This window comes from Paenibacillus durus ATCC 35681 (assembly GCF_000993825.1).
GTDB lineage: Bacteria > Bacillota > Bacilli > Paenibacillales > Paenibacillaceae > Paenibacillus_AQ > Paenibacillus_AQ durus_B.
In genome coordinates this window covers 4,526,248-4,546,652 of the sequence record NZ_CP011114.1, presented here as the reverse complement: position 1 = coordinate 4,546,652, position 20,405 = coordinate 4,526,248, and the positions used below count along the sequence as shown (strand labels likewise).

General features: G+C 52.0%; 18 protein-coding genes. 12 read left to right on the top strand and 6 right to left on the bottom strand.

Features of this window, described 5'->3' with window-relative positions; genetic code table 11:
* Positions 1-127 precede the first annotated feature (127 nt).
* From VK70_RS26735 to VK70_RS21170, 3 genes are all read left to right on the top strand, one after another.
* The gene (locus VK70_RS26735) at positions 128-3,133 is read left to right on the top strand and encodes an ABC transporter substrate binding protein (RefSeq protein WP_025695574.1); all 3,006 of its coding nucleotides are present in this window, start codon (positions 128-130) and stop codon (positions 3,131-3,133) included.
* A 109-nt stretch (positions 3,134-3,242) separates the two neighbouring features.
* Complete coding sequence (locus tag VK70_RS21175; protein WP_025695573.1) at positions 3,243-3,860, top strand: hypothetical protein; 618 nt, start codon at positions 3,243-3,245, stop codon at positions 3,858-3,860.
* A 15-nt stretch (positions 3,861-3,875) separates the two neighbouring features.
* Complete coding sequence (locus VK70_RS21170; RefSeq protein WP_025695572.1) at positions 3,876-4,796, top strand: HD domain-containing phosphohydrolase; 921 nt, start codon at positions 3,876-3,878, stop codon at positions 4,794-4,796.
* 99 nt (positions 4,797-4,895) lie between these two features.
* Here VK70_RS21170 and VK70_RS21165 read toward each other — a convergent pair whose 3' ends face one another.
* Positions 4,896-5,582, bottom strand: a complete 687-nt coding sequence (locus tag VK70_RS21165; protein WP_025695571.1) for a Crp/Fnr family transcriptional regulator — start codon at positions 5,580-5,582, stop codon at positions 4,896-4,898.
* Between the two features lie 145 nt (positions 5,583-5,727).
* Here VK70_RS21165 and hcp point away from each other — a divergent pair, with 145 nt between their 5' ends.
* Complete coding sequence (hcp, locus tag VK70_RS21160) at positions 5,728-7,383, top strand: hydroxylamine reductase (protein WP_025695570.1); 1,656 nt, start codon at positions 5,728-5,730, stop codon at positions 7,381-7,383.
* Positions 7,384-7,553: 170 nt separating this feature from the next.
* On the opposite strand, the gene VK70_RS21155 is transcribed toward hcp, so the two are convergent.
* Together VK70_RS21155 and VK70_RS21150 are read right to left on the bottom strand one after the other, a co-directional pair.
* Entirely contained in the window at positions 7,554-9,011 is a 1,458-nt protein-coding gene (locus VK70_RS21155) for a S8 family serine peptidase (protein WP_025694880.1), read from the bottom strand.
* A 303-nt stretch (positions 9,012-9,314) separates the two neighbouring features.
* Positions 9,315-10,292, bottom strand: a complete 978-nt coding sequence (locus VK70_RS21150; RefSeq protein ID WP_025694879.1) for an aldo/keto reductase — start codon at positions 10,290-10,292, stop codon at positions 9,315-9,317.
* A 125-nt stretch (positions 10,293-10,417) separates the two neighbouring features.
* On the opposite strand from VK70_RS21150, the gene VK70_RS21145 reads away from it, so the two are divergent.
* Positions 10,418-11,335 (top strand): DMT family transporter, encoded by a 918-nt coding sequence (locus VK70_RS21145; protein ID WP_025694878.1) that lies wholly within the window; start codon positions 10,418-10,420, stop codon positions 11,333-11,335.
* Positions 11,332-11,940 (top strand): flavin reductase family protein, encoded by a 609-nt coding sequence (locus VK70_RS21140; protein WP_025694877.1) that lies wholly within the window; start codon positions 11,332-11,334, stop codon positions 11,938-11,940. Before VK70_RS21145 ends, VK70_RS21140 begins: the two co-directional genes overlap by 4 nt.
* A 48-nt stretch (positions 11,941-11,988) precedes the next feature.
* Here the strand turns inward: VK70_RS21140 and VK70_RS26730 are convergent, their stop codons facing one another.
* Positions 11,989-13,086: an FUSC family protein gene (locus VK70_RS26730; protein WP_025694876.1), complete on the bottom strand. Its 1,098-nt coding sequence runs from the start codon at positions 13,084-13,086 to the stop codon at positions 11,989-11,991.
* A 248-nt stretch (positions 13,087-13,334) separates the two neighbouring features.
* Between VK70_RS26730 and VK70_RS21130 the strand changes: the two genes are divergently transcribed.
* From VK70_RS21130 to VK70_RS21115, 4 genes are read left to right on the top strand one after another with little or no spacing between them, the layout of a single operon-like run.
* Positions 13,335-14,444, top strand: a complete 1,110-nt coding sequence (locus VK70_RS21130) for an ABC transporter ATP-binding protein (protein WP_025694875.1) — start codon at positions 13,335-13,337, stop codon at positions 14,442-14,444.
* Complete coding sequence (locus tag VK70_RS21125; protein ID WP_025694874.1) at positions 14,434-15,243, top strand: ABC transporter permease; 810 nt, start codon at positions 14,434-14,436, stop codon at positions 15,241-15,243. Before VK70_RS21130 ends, VK70_RS21125 begins: the two co-directional genes overlap by 11 nt.
* Complete coding sequence (locus VK70_RS21120) at positions 15,233-16,054, top strand: ABC transporter permease (protein ID WP_025694873.1); 822 nt, start codon at positions 15,233-15,235, stop codon at positions 16,052-16,054. Before VK70_RS21125 ends, VK70_RS21120 begins: the two co-directional genes overlap by 11 nt.
* Positions 16,051-17,124 (top strand): ABC transporter substrate-binding protein, encoded by a 1,074-nt coding sequence (locus tag VK70_RS21115; protein ID WP_025694872.1) that lies wholly within the window; start codon positions 16,051-16,053, stop codon positions 17,122-17,124. Before VK70_RS21120 ends, VK70_RS21115 begins: the two co-directional genes overlap by 4 nt.
* A gap of 74 nt (positions 17,125-17,198) precedes the next feature.
* Here the strand turns inward: VK70_RS21115 and VK70_RS21110 are convergent, their stop codons facing one another.
* The gene (locus VK70_RS21110) at positions 17,199-18,020 is read right to left on the bottom strand and encodes a class I SAM-dependent methyltransferase (protein ID WP_025694871.1); all 822 of its coding nucleotides are present in this window, start codon (positions 18,018-18,020) and stop codon (positions 17,199-17,201) included.
* A 307-nt stretch (positions 18,021-18,327) separates the two neighbouring features.
* Positions 18,328-18,411, bottom strand: coding sequence for a putative holin-like toxin (locus tag VK70_RS29275; RefSeq protein WP_220687457.1), 84 nt, complete (start codon positions 18,409-18,411; stop codon positions 18,328-18,330).
* Positions 18,412-18,716: 305 nt separating this feature from the next.
* On the opposite strand from VK70_RS29275, the gene VK70_RS21105 reads away from it, so the two are divergent.
* Together VK70_RS21105 and VK70_RS21095 are read left to right on the top strand one after the other, a co-directional pair.
* Positions 18,717-19,586: a class I SAM-dependent methyltransferase gene (locus tag VK70_RS21105; protein WP_051505022.1), complete on the top strand. Its 870-nt coding sequence runs from the start codon at positions 18,717-18,719 to the stop codon at positions 19,584-19,586.
* 322 nt (positions 19,587-19,908) lie between these two features.
* Positions 19,909-20,292 (top strand): hypothetical protein, encoded by a 384-nt coding sequence (locus tag VK70_RS21095; protein WP_025694868.1) that lies wholly within the window; start codon positions 19,909-19,911, stop codon positions 20,290-20,292.
* The last annotated feature ends 113 nt before the right edge of the window (positions 20,293-20,405 follow it).

Below are 20,405 nucleotides of genomic sequence, written 5' to 3'. Positions count from 1 at the left end.
AAATTTCCAACTTTCTTCCGACATATAGAAGGAGGTATAAATTAGGACGCGAATTAATATATGATGTCGAAATTTCCCGGTTGCTCCTGCGAGCATGATGATGGGCATTGAGGAGTGGGTTATGCATATGGGAACAAGGATGGCTTTTTCTAAAAAAAGGCGAATGTGGAGCGTATTGTGGCTGCTTCTGCTCTTCGCACTGATTTGCCAGCCTGCAGAGGTCAAGGCCGTTGAAGCTAACACTCCCCAGCAGAATGTGCTGATCCTGCACTCCTATCATAAAGGATTCTCTTGGACGGACGACCAGAACATCGGCATTGAAGAGCGGCTGAAGAGCTCGAAGGTTCCTCCCGTCATTTATACGGAATACATGGATTGGAAAAGGTATCCGAGCGAGGAAAATCTGCAGCGTTTTTACGAATTGATCAAAGGCAAATACGCAAAATTACATATCGACGCTATTATAACGACGGATGACCGCGCGTTCGATTTTGCAGCCAAGAACCGAAAAGAGCTGTTAAGCGACGCGCCCATTATTTTCAGCGGCATAAATGAGGTCGGCTATGATCAAATCAAGGACCAGAAGAACATCAGCGGCGTTATCGAGAATATCGACCCTTCCGAAACGATAAAAATGGCGCTTTACATTAATCCCTCCATCCGCAATGTCTACCTGGTGTACGATAACTCGGAGAGCGGCTTGTCTACAGCCCAATTAGTCATAAAGAAACTGAATTCGATGAACCTTGGCCTGAAGCTCCACAGCATGAACCAAATGTCAGAAGAAGAAATCGAGCGGACCGTATCGTCGCTTTCCTCCGACAGCATTCTGCTGGCGACAACTTTTTATAGCGATGTTACCGGCAAAGTTACCGAGCTTGACCGGTTTTCAAGCGAAATTGCGGCCATCAGCACGGTCCCGCTTTACTACATGTATGAATACGGACTCAATCACGGCGCATTCGGCGGAAACCTGCTCAGCGGGAAGCTTCTGGGGGAGAAAGCTGCGAATGTGGCGCTGCGCGTCCTTCACGGAGAAAGTCCGGACAGAATTCCCGTCTCTTACGCCGGCACGAGCCGCAATGTGTTTGACTACAACCAATTGCAGCACTTCCATATTAAGGTGAAGGACCTCCCTCCGGACAGCGAGGTGATTAACAAGCCGTTCTCTTTTTACGAGACGTATCGGAGCCTTGTGCTGATCCTTATCGCGGTGTTCTCCGTGCTGATTGTATTTATCGCCGTGCTGCTGTTCCATGCCTCGGTGGTCAGAGGTATCCGGAAACAGTTGATGGAGAGCAACGAGAGATTCAGTCTGGCGGCGTATGGCGCCGATGCGGTAATCTGGGATCTTGACATGACGACGATGACCTATTACTTCTCGGACAGATGGTACGAACTGCTGGGCTATGAAGTCGGGGAGCTTGACGAGTTCTATGTCGGCTGGAAAGGGATTATTCATCCCGATGATCTCGAACAGGAGGACCGGCAGCGGAGAGAGCATCTATCCGGACGGTCTGCATACTATTACAGCGAATACCGTATACGGACCAAATCGGGGGAATATAAGTGGTTTCAGGCCAGGGGCAAGGTGCTGCAGAACGAGCAGGGCGGCTATGTCCGGTTTGCCGGATCGATGACGGATGTTACGGATCTTAAAGGATACGAGAGCAAGCTTCAGATAAGCTACCAGGAGTTGGAGTCGACCTATGAGGAATTGACCGCCCTGCAGGATGAACTGCTGGAGCAGTACAACAAGGTGGTCGAGAACCAGACGCTGCTTCAGACCAGCGAGGAGAAGCACCGGCTTCTCGCTTATAACGACGAGCTTAGCGGACTGCCGAACCGGTTGTCCCTAACAGAGGAACTGAAGGAGTATATTGAAGAGAATGCGGGCGGCCAGGCCGCGCTGTACTTTTTGGACATCGATAACTTCAAATATATTAATGATACGATGGGGCATACCCTTGGCGACCGGCTGCTTATGCTGGCCGGAGAGAGGCTGCTGGGGATAGCCCAGGACCAGAGCAGGCATTACCGGTTCGGCGGAGACGAATTCGTTATCCTGCTGAAAGACATGGAGCGGCCGGAGCAGACTGTCTTCTACGCTGAGGCGATGATTCAAAGCTTCAAAGAGCCGTTCCAGCTCGGCGACAGCACCGTGCATGTCTCCATCAGCGTCGGCATTGCCCAGTATCCGCGGGATGGCAAGAGCGCCGAGGAGCTGCTGAAGAACGCCGATATTGCCATGTATAAGGCCAAGCAGGCGGGCAAAGGAACGTACGTCCTGTATGGACAGAAAATGCAGCAGTATTTTGACGAACGGATGATCATTGAGAAGCATTTGAGAGGAGCCATCCATAACAACGAGCTCTCCCTGCATTACCAGCCCAAGGTGAATCTGCATACGGGAGATCTCTGGGGGTTCGAGGCGCTGATTCGGTGGAACAGCCCGGTTCTGGGATTTGTCTCGCCCCTCTCCTTTATTCGGATTGCGGAAGACTGCCGCCTAATTGTGCCGATTGGGGAATGGGTTCTGCGGAGAGCCTGCCTTTTTCTTGCAGGACTTCACCGTCAGGGCAAGGGCCCTTACCATATTTCGGTCAATATTTCGGTGATCCAGCTGCTGCTTGAGGATTTTTCAGATACCGTGCTGAAGATTTTGCGTGAAACGGGGCTTGACCCCCGGTATTTGGAACTGGAGATTACGGAGTCCATTTTTATGGAATCTTTTGAGGAAATCAGCGCCAAGCTGGAGTTTTTGAAGAAATGGGGGATCGGGATTGCCCTTGATGATTTCGGGACAGGCTACTCTTCCCTCAGCTATTTGAAGCAGCTGCCGATTACTACACTCAAAATCGACAAATCGTTTATCGACAGCATTCTTGAGGAGAAGAGCAGCATGCCGCTGGCAGGCTCCATAGTCGCAATCGGCCATGATATGGGTCTAAGCGTCACCGCAGAAGGAGTCGAAACGGAGGAACAGCTGGATTTTCTGAAGAGGATGAGCTGCGACAAGGTTCAGGGCTACTACATCAGCCGGCCGATTCCCGAGAGTCAGGTTCAGTCCTGGATTCGGGAGTATAAGCAAGGGGGATTGACTGCCGAAGAACCCAAGAGAAAATCCAAATAATTAAAGGAATTCCCGATACATTTTGCACATCGGATTAACCTGGTAAACGGCTATAATCGATACTATAATGAAAATGAAATCGAATCCAAACTCAGAGAGGAAAGTAAACATGCTCAAAAAGCTACTGACCACCGGATCGCTTCTCATGCTGGCGCTGTTTCTGTTCAGCGGTGCGGTCTTTGCCTCGCCGGTGGCGGACAACCTCACCAAGGATCAGCAAGAAGCACTAAAAATTATCGCCAAAGCCAATAAACAAATCGACAACAAGATTGAAAAAGCAGTCGCTGAGGCGGATAAGCTTCAAGAAGATTATTTACGGGATATTAAGCGGATTGAGCTGGGCAAGACTGCGGCGAAGCTGAGCGCCAAGCTGGATCAGGAGGACGCCGAAGCAGTAGCCGAGGTTGCGGAAATAGAGACCGCTTCCGATGAACTTATCAATCAATTATTTACCCCTGAAAGCAGAGATTCGGCAGCCGTTGAGGAGAAAATAAACAAGCTGAACGCAAAGGTCTCTCTTAATGACGATTTGATTGCCGCACTTACTAAAAAATATACCTATGAGCTCGACAAGCTGATTACGGATTTATATAACGACACCTTGGAAATTGCAGACGCAGCCATCTCCGAGGCCGCCCAATTGGGAGTTGCCGCCGAGCGTTCCTGGAAGCTGGTGAAGATCGCCGATCGTGAGGTTTGGATCGATCCGATAGCAATAGAGTTATAAGAGAGGAATGAAATTATGAAGGGCCTGAACTTGGGAAGGGAAGGAGACAGCATCGCGCAAGAACATCAATTATCCTCTGACCACCTCCTATTGGCGAGAGGTGACGGCTCGGAAATAATTTTACAGACTATTAAGCCAGACAAACAATTCTATCTTTATCCCGGCGAAGAAGCCGACACCATGGAGTTCTTCTACATACTTGAAGGTAAATGCAGCTATAAGGCTGACAATGAGAATATCATCCTCAGTCAAGGCGATTATTTTTACACTCATTATCTGCAGGAAGCGGTTTATTTCAGTACCCTTACCGAGCTAAAGCTGTTGTGGTACACAACGAAGCCTGCGTTTCATCTTATCAGCCATCGGATCAGGAAGCTGGAGGATGTTCTCAAACAAGTAGAAGAAAAGGATAACTATACTTACCAGCATAGCGGGCGAGTGCAGAAATACTGCTTAATGGTGGCCAGAATGCTTCGAATGCCAAAGGATCAGCTTGAAGACTTATACTTTGCGGCTGCATTTCATGATGTCGGCAAAATTCATACTCCGGAAGAAATTCTGAACAAGCCCGGACGCTTGACAGCTGAAGAGTTTGAAATTGTAAAACGGCATTGTTATGATGGGTACCTAATGGTTAAGGATTTGTATTACAACAATATCTGCCTAATCATCCTGCAGCATCATGAGCGATTGGACGGTTCCGGCTATCCTTACGGGATTAAGGAAGAAGAAATCCTACTGGAGGCCAAAATTATCGGTATTGCCGATACCTTTGATGCCATGACCTCCGACCGGCCTTACCGTAAGGGCCTTCCCCCCGAGATCGCCATGGACGAGCTTAAACGGCTGTCGGGAATCCACTATGACGCCGAATTGGTCCAGCTGTTTGAACAAGCGTTAATCGCAGACGGAGTGCTGAAGCCCGAAGAGAAATAACCTTCCTTATAAAGAGGGTCATTTTTTTCATTTCTATCGCATAATCGGCAAATTGCTGCGGTGGACTGTATATTCATATATAAGTGCGCGCCCGCCGTCTTATTCCTCCCGCTCCATGAAGTCCTCCAGTTTCTTCCGGTCCAGCAGTGTAACCGTATTTCCTTTGAACGCAATCCAGCCATTATCGCGCAGCAGGCCCATTTCCCGGGACAGCGAAGGACGCGCGGCATTCAGATGCTCGGCCCATTCCTTGCGGCTGAAAGGCAGCCGAAGGGTATCCGTCTCCTGCCGGTCCGCTTGTTGCAGCAAATCATGCACAACCCGGCGGCGCAGCGAACCGGCCGAGAGGATTTCAAGCTTGCGGTTAACCATAACGAGCCGCTCGGACAGATTCTCCATATACCTGGACAGCATGTCGGTGTCTGCGGCGAACAGCCGAAGCAGCTCCTGCTTGCCGATGAACATTACGGTGCTGCGCCCCGCAGAAATAATAGTGGCCGGATATATGTTCTCCCTCCGGAACAGCACCGCTTCCCCGAAGGTCTGCCCCTTTCCCAGCCTGGCGATGGTTAAGCCGCCTCCGCCGGGATGAATTTTGTGAACCTCCACCACTCCGGAGAGCACAATCCCCAGCCGGTCGGCGGTCTCGCCTTCGCTGATAATCATCTCGGACTTGCTGCAGTCCCGGACGGTATAGCGCATCGTTTCCAGCATCGCGTCAAGCTCTTCTATACTCTTCCCTCGGAAAAACAGGCAGGTCTGCAGCACGTCAGGCTCCGGCTTCATGAAATTCCCCCAATTTTTAAAATAATTTTAGATAAACGGTAACATCCGTTACCGATTGTTCGTCGTCAGTCTACTACAATCGGTAGTAACAAGTAAAGACACAGATGGCAGACGGAAGAAAATGAATAAAAGGAGCGATTATTCAATGAGCAGTATGTTTTGTTTTCAGTGTCAGGAGGCGGCGAAAGGAACGGGGTGCACGATTCAGGGGGTATGCGGCAAGACTAGCGATGTCGCCAATCTGCAGGATCTTCTGCTGTACACGGTGAAGGGCATTTCCATTTATTCGGTAAAGGCCCGTGAGCTTGGAGTAACCGACAGCGCATCGGAGCAGTTCATCATCAAGAGCCTGTTCGCGACCATCACCAACGCCAACTTTGACCGTGACGGCTTTATTGCCAGAGTCAGAGAAGGGATTGTTATTCGCGATGGCTGGAAAAAGCGGCTGGATGGCTCGCTTGCGGACGTTCCGCTCGCAGGCCATGACGCCGCGCTCTGGACGCCGGGTACGGACGAAGAGCTGGAAGCCAAGGCGGCGGCTGTGGGCGTGCTTGCAACCGAGAACGAGGACGTTCGCTCCCTGCGCGAGCTGCTCTCCTATGGCTTGAAAGGCATGGCCGCTTATATGGAGCATGCAGCGGTGCTCGGCTACCATGAAGCAAGCGCGCAAGCTTTCCTTGAACGCGGACTTGCCGCCACGTTAAACAATGAGCTGACGGCGGACGAGCTGGTCGCTCTCGTTATGGAATGCGGCAAGTACGGCGTTGACGTGATGGCGCTGCTGGACCGTGCCAATACGGAAACGTACGGCAATCCGGAAATTACGAAGGTGAACATCGGCGTCGGCGACCGCCCGGGAATTCTCATCAGCGGCCACGACCTGAAGGACATGGAAGAGCTGCTGAAGCAGACGGAAGGGACCGGAGTCGACGTATACACGCACAGCGAAATGCTACCCGCCCATTACTATCCGGCTTTCAAGAAGTACAGCCATTTTGTCGGCAACTACGGCAATGCCTGGTGGAAGCAAAACGAGGAATTCGCAAGCTTTAACGGCCCGATCCTGATGACGACTAACTGCGTCGTGCCGCCGAAGGACAGCTACAAGGACCGGCTGTATACCACAGGCAACACGGGCTATCCCGGCATCAAGCATATCGCGGACGGCGTAGACGGCGCTCCCAAGGACTTCTCCGCCATCATCGAGCAGGCGAAGACCAGTGCGCCTCCGACCGGAATCGAGAGCGGCGAAATTGTCGGCGGCTTTGCTCATGCGGCCGTAATGGGAGTAGCCGACAAGGTGGTCGATGCGGTGAAGACCGGTGCGATCAAGCGCTTCTTCGTGATGGCCGGCTGCGACGGACGGATGAAGAGCCGGAATTACTATACCGATTTTGCCCAGGCGCTTCCAAGCGATACGGTGATCCTGACGGCTGGCTGTGCCAAATACAAGTACAACAAGCTCGATCTTGGCGATATCGGCGGCATTCCTCGCGTACTGGACGCGGGTCAATGCAATGACTCCTACTCGCTGGCTGTGATCGCGCTGAAGCTGAAGGAAGTATTCGGCCTGGAGGACATCAACGAACTGCCGATTTCGTACAATATTGCGTGGTATGAGCAAAAAGCGGTGATCGTGCTGCTGGCGCTGCTCTATCTGGGTGTCAAAAACATCCACCTCGGCCCGACGCTACCGGCCTTCCTGTCCCCGAATGTGGCGAAGGTACTGGTCGACACGTTCGGCATCGGCGGCATTACGACGGTGGACGAAGACATTGAGCGTTTCCTGTCCGTCGTATAAACGTCAAAGCTATAAGCGAGCAGATACTAGATCCAACAATAAACAGGCCAGCCGGAATTCCGGCTGGCCTGTTCCTGTTCAGTCAATTCCGTCTCTAGAAGAGACGAGATAGATTCCACTTGCTAAATTTGGCTGGTTGGGGCTTGTCCATTCATTGGCGGCGCCTGTGATTATCGGCTTAATGCATTGAAGATATTGGCTTCGCCCGAGCCGAATAGAGGGTCTTGCCCCGGCTTCCCTAGATCGTTGGCCGTCTGCTTAATGAGCGCTTGTACCTGGACCGGCGTATATTCCGGGTGCGCGGCCTTGATGACGCCCGCAATGCCCGCAACCTTCGGAGCCGCCATCGAAGTACCGTGCAGCAGCGCATAGCTCGTCAGGTTCGAGGTGAAGTAAGGAGCCAGATAGGTCGGCCATGTGCTGAGCGTGCGGAAATGGAAATCCCGCTCGTCCAGATTTCGGCTGGCGTCATAGACCGGACCGTTGTCCCCGCCGGGAGCCGCGACGTCGATCGCGCTGCCATAGTTGGAATAAAACGCGATCTTGTCCGAAGACCATTGATTCGACGAAGAGACGTTGATGACGCCAGGAAGCGTACCCGGCACTTCTTTTACGGCGCTTTTGAAGGTCAGGCCGAGGTAGCCGTACGTTTGGTTCATATAGTTGACCACAGCATGCGAGTCGTTCAGATTCAGCGAATCGTTGCCGGCGGCTGCTACGACCGTAACGTTATGGCCTACGGCATACTGCAGCGCGCGCTTCCAGAGGAGGAAATCCGCTACATCGTTGTACTTGAGGCCGCCATAAGTGTATCTGGCAATGCCGTCGTAACCCCCGAGCGACAGATTGATGACGTCGACCTTGTCATTGGCCGCCTGGACGACGGCTGCGGCGATCCATGAGGTCGGAGCGCCGCCCTCTGCCGCGAATACGCGGTACGACCGGATACCGAGGCCGGGACCTACGCCTTTGACCTTGCCGTCTGCGGCTATGGAGCCGGCCACATGCGTGCCGTGACCCTCGCGGTCCCTGATGTCGCTTGGATCGCCTGTTTCACTGGCGTCTACACCTGCCGGGACGAAGTTCACGCCCCCGAGGAAATTCGCCTTCAGGTCAGGGTGCTCGGCGTCGATTCCCGTATCGATGACGCCTACAACCGCCTTGTGCGTGACTGTTCCGTCAGGGTTCGTCGTGCCGCCCGTTTCCAGCTTGTAGGAGGCCCCGTTATTCGTAATCCGCTGGATATCCCATTGATAAGGCCAATACGTCTCGGCGTCCTGCGGAATATCAGTCACCGGCTGACCGTCGGCAGCCGCAATATCTTCATCCAGCTTGTACTCGAGTTCGGGGTTGGCCGCTTGTATGCCGGAAATCCCGCTCAGATTCGCAAGAAAATCCGTTCTTTCGGATTCCGCTTCGAGTCCGCCCAATTCCGGGATGGCCCGAAGCACTGTACCGCCCGCCTTCGTTACAATCGTTTCATAGTCTGCGGGAAGTGAAGTTTTAAATGCGAGCACATACTTTTGTTTCTGGGGCGCCTGGTTGGCCGGCTTGGCATACCCGGACCCGGCTAACAAACTGGTGACAATCAGCATTGAACCTACGACAGCAGCGACCTTTGTTCTCAAATTCCGTTCCTCCCTGTAATGGTATAAATCGGATCATAGCCGATTTTGACTGTAGTATATCAGCTTTGGGGTAAATAACTTGTCCCAATTTGTCGATGACAAAGGAATTTATTTTCCTCGATTTACCAATGGACGAAGGCATTTAAACAGGGGGGCGTAAACCGTACAACAGGCAGAAAAATACCCGGTCATCCAAGCGTTGATACGCTAACTTTGGCCGGGCTTAAGCTCAATAAAGGAATTTCGTCGCCCGAGGCAGGGGCTGCCGGAGCATACATCCGAAAGCGGCCCTGGCCGCGCTCGTTACTCCGGCAGGCGGTACACCGCAAACGGCTCGCTGTGGATGAAAGGACGGCTTACCGCTTCGAGCTTCTCCTGCGTCTCGGCGCTCAGAGCAAGCGAGACGCTCTTTAGGCTCTCTTGAAGCTGCTCCGCCCGGGTAGCGCCGACAATAACGGTGGACACCGCCGGGCGGCTCATAAGCCAGGCTAGGGACAGAGCGGCAGGCGTCGTCTCCAGCTCCGCCGCGAGCGCGGCTGTCTCCTGCCCGAGTGCGATCCGTTCGCCGGTAAGGAACCGGGCGAAGTTCGGATCGGTATCGGCTCTGGAGCCTGCGGGAGCCTCATCTCCCGCGCTGTATTTGCCGGTCAGGATGCCACCGGCAAGCGGAAAATACGGGATGATGCCGACGCCCTGATCCAGGCAGAGGGGGACGAGCTCCCGCTCTGGCGTACGGTCGGCCAGCGAGTAGCTGCACTGGAGCGAAACGTAGCGCTCATAGCCCATCCGTTCGCTGATGCCAAGCGCCTTCATCAGCTCCCATGCGGCATAATTGGAGGCGCCGATATAGCGTACTTTGCCGGAGGACACCATGTCATCCAGCGTCCGCAGCGTCTCTTCGAGCGGAGTATGCGGATCGAAGGTATGAATCTGGTACAGATCGACATAGTCCGTCTTGAGACGGCGGAGACTGTCCTCCAGTTCCCGCATCAGATGGAATCTGGATGAACCGCTGCCGCCGGGGCCGGGTCTTCTCACCAGCCCGGCTTTTGTCGCCAGTACGGCTTCATGCCTCCTGCCCGCCAGCGCCTCTCCGATAATTCGCTCCGATTCCGTTCCGGTATAAATATTGGCGGTATCGATGAAGTTGATCCCGTTATCCAGCGCGGTGTGCAGCACCGCCGTGGAAGCGGCCTGATCCGCCCGCTTGCCGAAGGCGTTCGTGCCGAGCCCCAGCTTGGATACCTGTAGTCCGCTTCCCCCGAGATATTCATATTTCATGCTTCCACTCTCCTTTGCCCCTTGTTCATAACAAATTTGGTATGCTCCATATGATAAATATTCATTTTATTCATGCTAGAAAATATTGTATCATTAGAAAAGACTGAATGACAAGGAGGGGCCCTATGCCTCGGCAAAAATCTGCGGTTTTTTTATTAACTTTTCTCATTCTGGTATGGGGCATTAACTGGCCTTTATCCAAAATAGCGCTGAGCTACGCGCCGCCGCTGTTATTCTCGGGCATCCGCACCGTAATCGGGGGCGTGCTGCTGATCCTGATCGCGCTGCCCAAAGCGCGGCTGCTCCAGTTCAAGAAGCTGTGGCCGGTATATTTGAGCTCCGCCATATTAAGCATAGCGCTGTATTACGGCGTACAAACGATTGGACTGAAATACGTGCCGGCTGGGCTGTTCTCGGCGATTGTATTTCTGCAGCCGGTGCTGCTCGGGATTTTCTCCTGGATGTGGCTAGGGGAAGAGATGCATAGGCAAAAAATGGCCGGGCTCGCGCTCGGTTTTCTGGGCGTAGCCTGCTTGAGCGCGGGCGGCCTGACCGGCAGCATTTCGCTGCTCGGTATCCTTCTTGCTCTAGGCACCGCCCTGTGCTGGGCGCTTGGAACGGTGTATATGAAGCGAAACGCGGTGCGGGTCGATATGCTGTGGATGACGGCCATGCAGATCACGCTCGGGGGGCTGATCCTGCTTGCAGCCGGCAGCGCGGCCGAGCCGTGGAAAGCCATCCGTTGGAACGCCGGTTTTGTTGCCGTCACGCTGTTCATTTCCATCTTTGTGATTGCGCTCGGTTGGCTTGTTTACTTCAAGCTGATTAACGAAGGGGAGGCCGGAAAGGTTGCCTCCTATACTTTTTTGGTCCCGCTTGTCTCCATCGCCTCAAGCGTCCTCTTCCTAAATGAGAAGATAACGGTTAATCTGGTGATAGGTCTGGTACTGGTGGTAATCAGCATCTTGCTGGTCAATCTCCGGATACGGCGCCGGACGGCGGCGGTAACGGCTGGATACGAAGCTCTTGAAGGAGGAAAATGATGATCATTAAAATGAATGAACAGACGGTTCACGACAATTATAAGCTGCTGATCGGCAGCGTCGTGCCACGGCCCATCGCGTTCGTTACCTCGATTAATGCGGAAGGGGTTGTGAACGCGGCTCCATTCAGCTTCTATAACATTGTGAACGATAATCCGCCGATGGTCATGTTCTCCTGCGGTCGGCGTGCGGACGGCACTCTGAAGGATACGGCGCGCAATATCCTGGCGAATCAGGAATTTGTCGTGCATGTCACGGACGAGGACAACATCGAGGCGATTAACCATGCCTCCATCAATGCGCCTGAGTCTGTCAGCGAGCTGGAGCTTGCAGGACTAACCGCCGTTCCCGGCAGCACGGTGGCGGTGCCAAGGGTGCAGGAATGCCCGGTTGCCATGGAATGCCGCCTTGAGCAGCATGTTCCGCTGGGGCATTTCGATCTGTTCATCGGCGAGGTGCTGAGCTTCTATGTACGGGATGATCTCATCCATAACGGTCGGATCGACATCGGCAAGCTGAAGCCGGTCAGCCGCTTAGCCGGATCGTCATACGGCGCGATTGGACGAATATTCGACTTGGAGCGGCCGGTTTACGGAGATCAATAACGGCGCAGCTTCTACCCTCCTCATATAAAAAAAGGGACGCTCCCAAGCTTAAAGCTTGTGGGAGAGTCCCTTTTTTGCAAAGCGCACGGCGCGTTCCAGACGGGCGCGGGTCCGCTGCGGAGCAGCCGACATGACGGCGTGATCAGCGCGTTCCACCTCATCCAGCAGCCGGTTTAGATGCGAGAAGACGGCGCCGAGATCGCGGATGGCGGTCAGCGGGCAGTTCCCTTGAAGCTCGGAGAAGCTGGCGAGCTGAAGCTCGCGGGCGCGGCGGAGAGCTTCCGGAAGCGAGCTGTGGCATTCCGTATCCGACAAAGTCTTGGCCCCGAAGATAGCAATGCAGTCGGCTGTAGCGCTCAGCGTCTTCTGCATCCAGTCGGCGGAGGCGTAATGCGGCGGCAGCAGTCGTATTTCAGCTGAGATTTCTTTCACATAGTTATGCATGGTTTGTAAATGGGAGATCGATTTCTTCATGACGGACAAATCATTAATGCAGGGAACATGGGATAGGGTAAAGAGCAGCTCGCTTTGTTTCTGCGCGCTGTCCTTGAGCAGCTGTCCGGACCGCTTCAAAGCTTCGGCTTGGCTGTTCTCATCCCGCCCCGGCGCGAGTCCGTTCAGTCCGTCTGCGAGCAGCAAGGTCCCTGCGAAGGCCGTATTCTTAACATTGACGAACCCCTTGGGCGGGACGATAATTACATTGAAAAGCAGAGCGAAGGCCACGCCAATCAGCGTTTCCGTGGCTCTAAACATTACATAATGATCCTGTAAAAAGGTCAGTGCCAGCACCGAGGTAACGCCCACCTGCGTAATCGCCTGGAAGTTGATCCGGCAGGCGGTCGCCACGCCAAGGCCAATCAGCAGAATCAGCAGAATCGACAGCGGCCCGACATTGAAGAAGTGGCCGATCATTAAGCTGACGGTTCCGCCGAGAACAATACCGAGCAGCCGGTAGATGCCCTTTTCCAGCGAAGCCTTGACGCTGCCCTGGGTAATCAGAATCGCCGCCAGCGGCGCGAAGTACGAAAATTCGTTGCCGTACATAGCGTGAACAGCCATCCAGGAAAGCGAAGCTGCCAGCGTAACCCGTATCATATATAGCGAAAAACCAAATTTTTCAAGGCGCTCCTGCAGCCCCTCGTTCATGTGTTCGTCATCTCTTTTCGAAAAATTTTAAAAAAAATATAAGGTTTTCAGTTACTTTCATTATATCACCCTTAAGGTGAGGGTTTAGTGTGCAGTTATTACAACATTACGAACAACGTGACCGCTGCATAGAAAAATAAAGAATGCCGGGAAGCGAAAAACCGGGTATGATAGGCTTATTGGACTATGGTCGAATTCTGCGGAAGCAGCGACTCAATTCATATGCTGGGAGGTCGTCAATCATAGCTATTCAGGAACCAACCATTATTTCTTTCGAGAACGTCACTAAACGATATGACGATGAAGAGCCTGTGCTAAAAGGAGTCAGCTTTGATATAGAACGGGGCAAATTCTACACGCTGCTCGGGCCCTCCGGCTGCGGCAAGACAACCATTCTGCGCCTGATCGCCGGCTTTGCCGAGCCGACAGACGGTTCCATTTATATGAACGGCAAGGTTATCAACCGCATTCCCGCCAATGAGCGCCAGGTCAACACGGTGTTTCAGGATTACGCCCTGTTTCCGCACCTGGACGTGTTCGAGAATGTGGCGTTTGGACTGCGGATCAAGAAGCTGAAGAAGCAGGCAATCGAGCAAAAGGTGCAGGAAGCGCTGCGCTTCGTCAACCTGGCCGGATACGAGCGGCGTGCTGTGAGCGAAATGTCGGGCGGCCAGCGTCAGCGCGTGGCGATTGCCCGCGCCATCGTCAACGAGCCGCAGGTGCTGCTATTAGACGAGCCTCTGTCCGCGCTCGATTTGAAGCTGCGCACGGAGATGCAGTACATTTTGCGCGAAATGCAGCAGCGGCTGGGCATCACGTTCATCTTCGTCACCCATGACCAGGAAGAGGCGCTGGCGATGTCGGACTGGATTTTTGTCATGAACAAGGGAAAAATCGAGCAAAGCGGCACGCCTAACGACATCTACGACGAGCCGATCAACCGGTTTGTGGCCGATTTTATCGGAGAATCGAATATCGTGCCCGGCGTGATGATTGAGGACTATCTCGTGGAGCTTAATGGACGCCGGTTTGAATGCGTGGACGCGGGCCTGCGGCCGAATGAGCCGATCGAGATCGTCATCCGCCCCGAAGATCTGGAGATTGTTCCTCTGGAGCAGGGCAAACTGCGTGTGCGGGTGGACAGCCAGCTCTTTCGGGGCGTGCATTATGAGATCAGCTGTTACGATGAATCCGGGCAGGAATGGCTCGTTCACTCGACGCGCAAAGCCGAAGTCGGGAGCGAGATCGGTCTGTATTTTGACCCCGAGGCCATCCATGTCATGAGATTCGGCGAAACGGAGGAAGAGTTCGACAGACGTCTGGAGGCTTACGGCGGGGTGGAGCAGCATGACAAGTAAAGCGAAACAAGTCTACCTTATCCCGTATTACTTATGGATCGCCCTGTTCGTGATTGCGCCGGTGCTGCTCATCCTTTATTACTCGCTCTTTGATCTGAACGGGAAGCTGACGCTGTCCAATTACGCTAATTTTTTCACCCCGGTTTATTTAAAAATGACGCTCAGCTCGTTCTGGTATGCGTTTCTAATTACAGTGTTCTCGCTGCTGGTCGCTTATCCGGCCGCCTGGCTGCTGACACGAACGAAGCATAAGCAGCTCTGGCTGCTGCTCATTATTTTGCCGACCTGGATCAATCTGCTGCTGAAGACATACGCCTTTATCGGCATTTTCGGCACCTTCGGTCCGGTTAACAGCATTTTGGATGTGCTTGGCATCGGGGAGAAGCAGATTTTGTTTACGGGCTTCAGCTTTGTGTTTGTGTCGGTCTATATTTTTATCCCTTTCATGATTCTGCCCATCTTCAGCGCGCTCGAGGATCTGAATCCGACGCTGCTGTCTGCGGCGCGCGATCTGGGCGCTTCCGGCTGGACGACGTTCCGGCGGGTTGTGTTCCCGCTCACGGTCTCGGGCGTGCGCTCGGGGTGCATGGCGGTCTTCATTCCGGCGTTGTCCCTGTTTATGATCACCCGCCTGATCGCGGGCAACCGGGTCATCACTCTGGGCACGGCCATTGAGCAGCATTTTCTGGTCACGCAGGACTGGGGAATGGGCTCGACCGTAGCCGTGTTCCTGATTGTCGTCATGGCTCTCGTGATGGTTCTTGCGGGCGGGCGGAAAGGAGTGCGGCATGGAAAATAGAAACCGGTGGTCCAATCTGTATCTGGCGCTTGTCTTTATCGTGCTGTATGCGCCGATCTTCTATCTGATGTATTATTCGTTCAACAGCGGCGGTACGATGCATGAATTTGAAGGCTTTACGCTTGATCATTACCGGGAAGTGGTGCAGGATACGCGGCTGATCATCATCGTAATCAATACGCTTGTGATCGCGCTGCTGTCCTCGGCCATCGCCACGATTATCGCGGTGATCGGCGCGCTGGCGATTCAGCATGTCCGCAGCCGCAGGGCCAAGAATACGCTGTTGTCGCTGAACAATGTACTGATCGTCAGCCCCGATGTCATTATCGGCGCATCGTTTCTCATCTTGTTCACGATAGTGGGCGTGAAGCTCGGATTCTCTTCCGTTCTGCTATCGCATATCGCTTTCAGTGTGCCCATTGCGGTGCTGATGATTCTTCCGCATCTGGAGGAGATGAGCCCGACGCTTACCGACGCCGCCCGCGATCTCGGCGCTACCCGCAGGGATGTGCTGACGAAGGTCATTCTGCCGGTCATCCGGCCGGGCATTTTCAGCGGATTTTTCATGGCGCTTACCTATTCGCTGGACGATTTCGCGGTAACGTTCTTCGTAACGGGCAACGGTTATTCGACCCTCTCCGTGGAAATCTATTCGCGGGCGCGGCAGGGCGTGTCGCTGTCGATTAACGCGCTGTCCACGCTGATCTTCCTGTTCACGGTGCTGCTGGTCGTAGGCTACTACTTCCTGACGGCCAAAAAAGCCAAGAAGCCCTCAGTGGAACTGACGGCTGAAGCGGGGGTGCCTAGATGAAGCAGCTCGTGAACGCTTTTGTGGCGATAATGATCGCGGCCTTTGCCCTGATGTACCTTGGAGCCTGGATGAACAAAAGCGAAGGCTACTCCGGCGGCAATACGCTGACCATCTATAACTGGGGCGACTATATCGATCCCGAGCTGCTGACGCAGTTCCAGAAGGAGACGGGCATTACAGTCATTTACCAGACCTTCGATTCCAACGAGGCGATGCTGACGAAGATTGAGCAGGGCGGCACGAACTTCGATCTTGTGGTCCCTTCCGACTACGCCATCGCTAAAATGAAAGAGGAAAACCTGCTGCTCCCGCTCGACCATAGCAAGCTGCCGAATCTGTCCCATATCGACCCCAGGTTCATGAACCTGTCGTTTGACGAAGGCAACCGCTACTCGGTTCCTTATTTCTGGGGAACGGTCGGCATTATCTATAATCCCGGGCTGACTCACGGACTAACCTTCAAGAGCTGGAACGATCTGTGGGACAGCCGGCTGAAAAATAATATCCTGCTGCTGGACGGAGCGCGGGAAGTGATGGGCATGGCGCTCAACAGCCTGCATCATTCCCTGAACGACACCAGCGAGGATCATTTGCAGGAGGCGCTGAAGAAGCTGAACACTCTGTCGCCTAATGTCAAAGCGATTGTCGGCGACGAAATCAAAATGCTGCTGGCGAATGAGGAGGCCGCCGTCGGCCTTGTCTGGTCAGGAGACGCCGCAGAGATTATGGACGAGAACGACAAGCTGAATTATGTCGTGCCGGAGGAAGGCTCGAACGTGTGGGCGGATAATCTCGTCATTCCGCGCTCGGCGGCCAATGTGGAGGGGGCGTATAAGTTCATCAACTTCATGCTTCGGCCAGAAGTGGCCGCCCAGAACACCGAGTATGTCGGCTACTCCACGCCGAACAAGGACGCGCTGGCGCTGCTGCCGAAGGATATTTCCGGGGACGAGCGCTTTTACCCGCCTAAAGTAATCACCGACAAGCTTGAGGTATACGACAATCTCGGCAAGCGCATGCTTGCACACTACAATGAGCTGTTTCTGAAGTTTAAGATGAATAACGATTAAGCGCTTGTGAACAAAAGCCTCCGGAACGCAGGTTGCGCGTATTCCGGAGGCTTCTTTCTTTAAAGCTGCCGCGCTTACTTGATTCCCAGTCTCACGTGGTAGCTGAATATCGTTTCCAGAGTCCGGCCCCTAAAATAGCGTTCCACCGTCTCCCGGTAATCGGCAATCTCTTCATCCAGCTCGCCTCCGCCGAGCCGCAGCACGGTCTGAAGACTGCCCTGACTGAGCGTAAGGCCGACGTACCTCTCCGCGCTGCAGTGCTCTATGTTGTGGAAGGCGATCTCGCGGGCGAAGGAGAATTCCTTGCTCGCTTTGATGCGGCTAAGATGGCCTTCTTTGCCCCATTTGACGGCCCTGTCCTCAGCCGATACCCGGCGGCTGATGATGACATCCGCCTGTTCGATCAGTTCATTGTAGCGGGTTTCGATATTCGGCTCAAGCACCGGCGGCCAGTCGCAGTCGTAGGCGGCGAAGATTCCGCCCGGTCTCAGCACACGCGAAACCTCCTTCAGCGTACTCACGGGCTCCATCCAGTGGAAGGACTGGGAGCAGGTGACAATATCGGCAGAGCCGGAAGGCAGCTCCAGAGCATTGGAATAGCCGGGGACAAACGATATGCTTGCCGGACTGCCCAGCGCGTTCCATTTCTCCAGAGCCTTGCCGCGCATATCATCGCCGGGCTCAACACCGATGACGGCGTCGGCGGCCGTCCGCCACAAGAAGGTGGACAGCCCGGTTCCGCAGCCGAGATCCACGACGAGAGCGGGTCTTTTTCCCAAATAGCCCGTAAGCAGTTCAGTCACAAGCCTGGGCGCCTCCGGCCGATAACGGTCGTACTCATTTTGAAAGCCGGTGAAGCGTATGATATTGGAATGGTGATTTCCGTCGGGTATCATGAACGCACACTCCGTTCCCCAAGTATTTTGATGGATATTATACCAGTTTATGCGGAGGCCGCGTTAAATGATGCGGTGTTTGTAGGGGAGGGTGAAAAATAGTAAAGAATAAAAAGGCGGTTACATGGGGAATTATGTAATATTCGAAGAAATAACTACTATAAAATCGTTATAATATGAGCTATACTGAGGTAAGAATAAGTAAGGAGCCGTGCTGGAACACGACTCCAAAGTACAGTAACTGCATAAAGAGCAGTCGGCCTCGTAAGACAGGTCAGAAATAGACCGTTATCCTAGCCAGGGCGGTCTATTTCTTTTTCATGTAGGTGAGCAATGCCAAAATGAACATACCGAACATGAACATTAAGGAGAGAGCATCTTTAACCTCCATGGGCATCACCTCCCTTCTGGGAGATTAGCCGACCGCCCTTATAGCCGATTACTGTACTAGAAAATTATAGCATATGAAATAGATTGAAGAACGACAAACATCACCTAACATTGCATCTACGCCGTGGGGAATTCGCCTCTTGGTCGTCAGGTGTAAGGAATGGAAGTATATCAGACAACATACGACCCGACCTAAGATAAGATATCTAAGGCCGGGTCGCGTCGTATATGTGGAAACATAACACGCGTTAACGCAACGAAATTCTATCATAACGATCATATTCTTTTGAAAGAAGGAAATCTTTCATGATGATAAATAAAATAATCGAACAAACCAAAAGACCCCTGTTATTCGAAAAGGGTAGCTCACAAATGTGGGTGGACGAATACATATCACAACAAATGCTGGAGGCTCACTTAGATCCCAATACAGATGCAGCAAGCAGGAAGCCCCATACAATTGATGCTTCTGTGAAATGGATCAAAGAATATATTTGTGGTAATAACGCCCAACAAAAAGTGCTCGATTTAGGATGCGGGCCAGGGCTTTATACCAATCGGTTGGCTAAGCTTGGATTTAATAATGTAACGGGGGTGGATTTTTCAAGCCGTTCAATTGAATATGCTAAAAACCAGGCATCGGAGTTGAATTTGCATGTCAACTATGTTTGTCAGGATTATCTGACCCTCGATTTTACCAATTGCTTTGATGTTGTCCTGCTCATATATTGTGATTTTGGGGTTCTTAACGAATACGAACGGAATGCATTGTTGCATAAAATCTTCAGTAGCCTAAAGCCCGGCGGAAAGTTAGTCTTTGATGTTTTTACACCTAATAAATATAAAAATCATGCGGATTCAAGAACGTGGAATTCGTATCAAAGCGGCTTTTGGAGACCGACTCCTCATTTGTGTCTGAGCTCTAATTATTGGTACTCGGAAGAAAGAGTTCATTTACACCAAGCCATAGTGGTAGATGATCTTGAGGATGTGCCAATATATAATATTTGGGATAAGACATACACAGTGGATGAGCTTTCTTCCATTCTTAGCTGTATCGGCTTTGAAGAACTTGAATTTTATTCAGACGTCACTGGACGAGAATACGAAGAAAAGACAGAAATAATAACAGTAATCGCTAAGAGAAAAGTGATGAAAATTCTCCATAGAATATAAAAATAACAAGTCTAGAATATGAGGAGAAGCTTATGGCATTGTATGTATATTCGTTTGGTCTGTTGGTAGGGATATTTTCTTTGATATTCCCTCAAAAATTTTGGGAATGGTTTTATTTGGGCGTAAGGGCTTACAATAAAGGAATTCTTAATAAGAAATGGAGATTAATGATTAGAATATTTGGACTGGTGGTATTATCCATAAGTTTGATTAGAATTAGAGCAAGGCAGTGATAGTTGAAGGGAATAATCAGCATGAGGTGATCGTATTAGCGCCTATTGCGGTTTGCGAAATTCAGGGTTAAAGAGACAGGAGAGGGAACATGAAAGGAATATTCGGACTTTTATTTATTATAATTTTATACTTGCTTTTTGGCGTAATATATCAAAGTTCTTTTTTTGAAGAAATTAATTATTTCATAATAGTCGAATATAGTTTTTTACTAATAATCTCATTGATAAATTGTTGGATGATACATCGTCAAGGACTCAAAATATTTAAAATTTGGATAGCGAGCTCTACTATTCCGGGCTTACTTTTTATGACATATGCTAGGTTTTCTGACAATTCAAGAGGTTGGATAAGCTTTCCGTGGGATTGGGGGCTTTGGGAGCTTGCTATCCCAATTATCTATGGCCTCGTACAATTAATATTTATTACAGTATTAACGGCAATTGCACCTGTAGCTAGGAAAAAAGTGAGTTAATGCCTAAGTATGCACTGCTGCATTTTTCTCCCGCAGTGGTTTTTATATAAAATATTCTGGAATGATGTTATATAAATATTCGAGGAAGTAAAATCCTTCGTATAACACCGAAT

Bases quoted from the DNA above. Each gene is read 5' to 3' on its own strand.
- VK70_RS29275 (WP_220687457.1), bottom strand. From the start codon at position 18,411: ATGGAGGTTAAAGATGCTCTCTCCTTAATGTTCATGTTCGGTATGTTC.
- VK70_RS21175 (WP_025695573.1), top strand. From the start codon at position 3,243: ATGCTCAAAAAGCTACTGACCACCGGATCGCTTCTCATGCTGGCGCTG.
- VK70_RS21140 (WP_025694877.1), top strand. From the start codon at position 11,332: ATGATGATCATTAAAATGAATGAACAGACGGTTCACGACAATTATAAG.
- VK70_RS21145 (WP_025694878.1), top strand. From the start codon at position 10,418: ATGCCTCGGCAAAAATCTGCGGTTTTTTTATTAACTTTTCTCATTCTG.
- VK70_RS21120 (WP_025694873.1), top strand. From the start codon at position 15,233: ATGGAAAATAGAAACCGGTGGTCCAATCTGTATCTGGCGCTTGTCTTT.
- VK70_RS21165 (WP_025695571.1), bottom strand. From the start codon at position 5,582: ATGAAGCCGGAGCCTGACGTGCTGCAGACCTGCCTGTTTTTCCGAGGG.
- VK70_RS21110 (WP_025694871.1), bottom strand. From the start codon at position 18,020: ATGATACCCGACGGAAATCACCATTCCAATATCATACGCTTCACCGGC.
- VK70_RS21125 (WP_025694874.1), top strand. From the start codon at position 14,434: ATGACAAGTAAAGCGAAACAAGTCTACCTTATCCCGTATTACTTATGG.
- VK70_RS21115 (WP_025694872.1), top strand. From the start codon at position 16,051: ATGAAGCAGCTCGTGAACGCTTTTGTGGCGATAATGATCGCGGCCTTT.
- VK70_RS21150 (WP_025694879.1), bottom strand. From the start codon at position 10,292: ATGAAATATGAATATCTCGGGGGAAGCGGACTACAGGTATCCAAGCTG.
- VK70_RS21170 (WP_025695572.1), top strand. From the start codon at position 3,876: ATGAAGGGCCTGAACTTGGGAAGGGAAGGAGACAGCATCGCGCAAGAA.
- VK70_RS21105 (WP_051505022.1), top strand. From the start codon at position 18,717: ATGATGATAAATAAAATAATCGAACAAACCAAAAGACCCCTGTTATTC.
- VK70_RS21095 (WP_025694868.1), top strand. From the start codon at position 19,909: ATGAAAGGAATATTCGGACTTTTATTTATTATAATTTTATACTTGCTT.
- hcp (WP_025695570.1), top strand. From the start codon at position 5,728: ATGAGCAGTATGTTTTGTTTTCAGTGTCAGGAGGCGGCGAAAGGAACG.
- VK70_RS26730 (WP_025694876.1), bottom strand. From the start codon at position 13,086: ATGAACGAGGGGCTGCAGGAGCGCCTTGAAAAATTTGGTTTTTCGCTA.
- VK70_RS26735 (WP_025695574.1), top strand. From the start codon at position 128: ATGGGAACAAGGATGGCTTTTTCTAAAAAAAGGCGAATGTGGAGCGTA.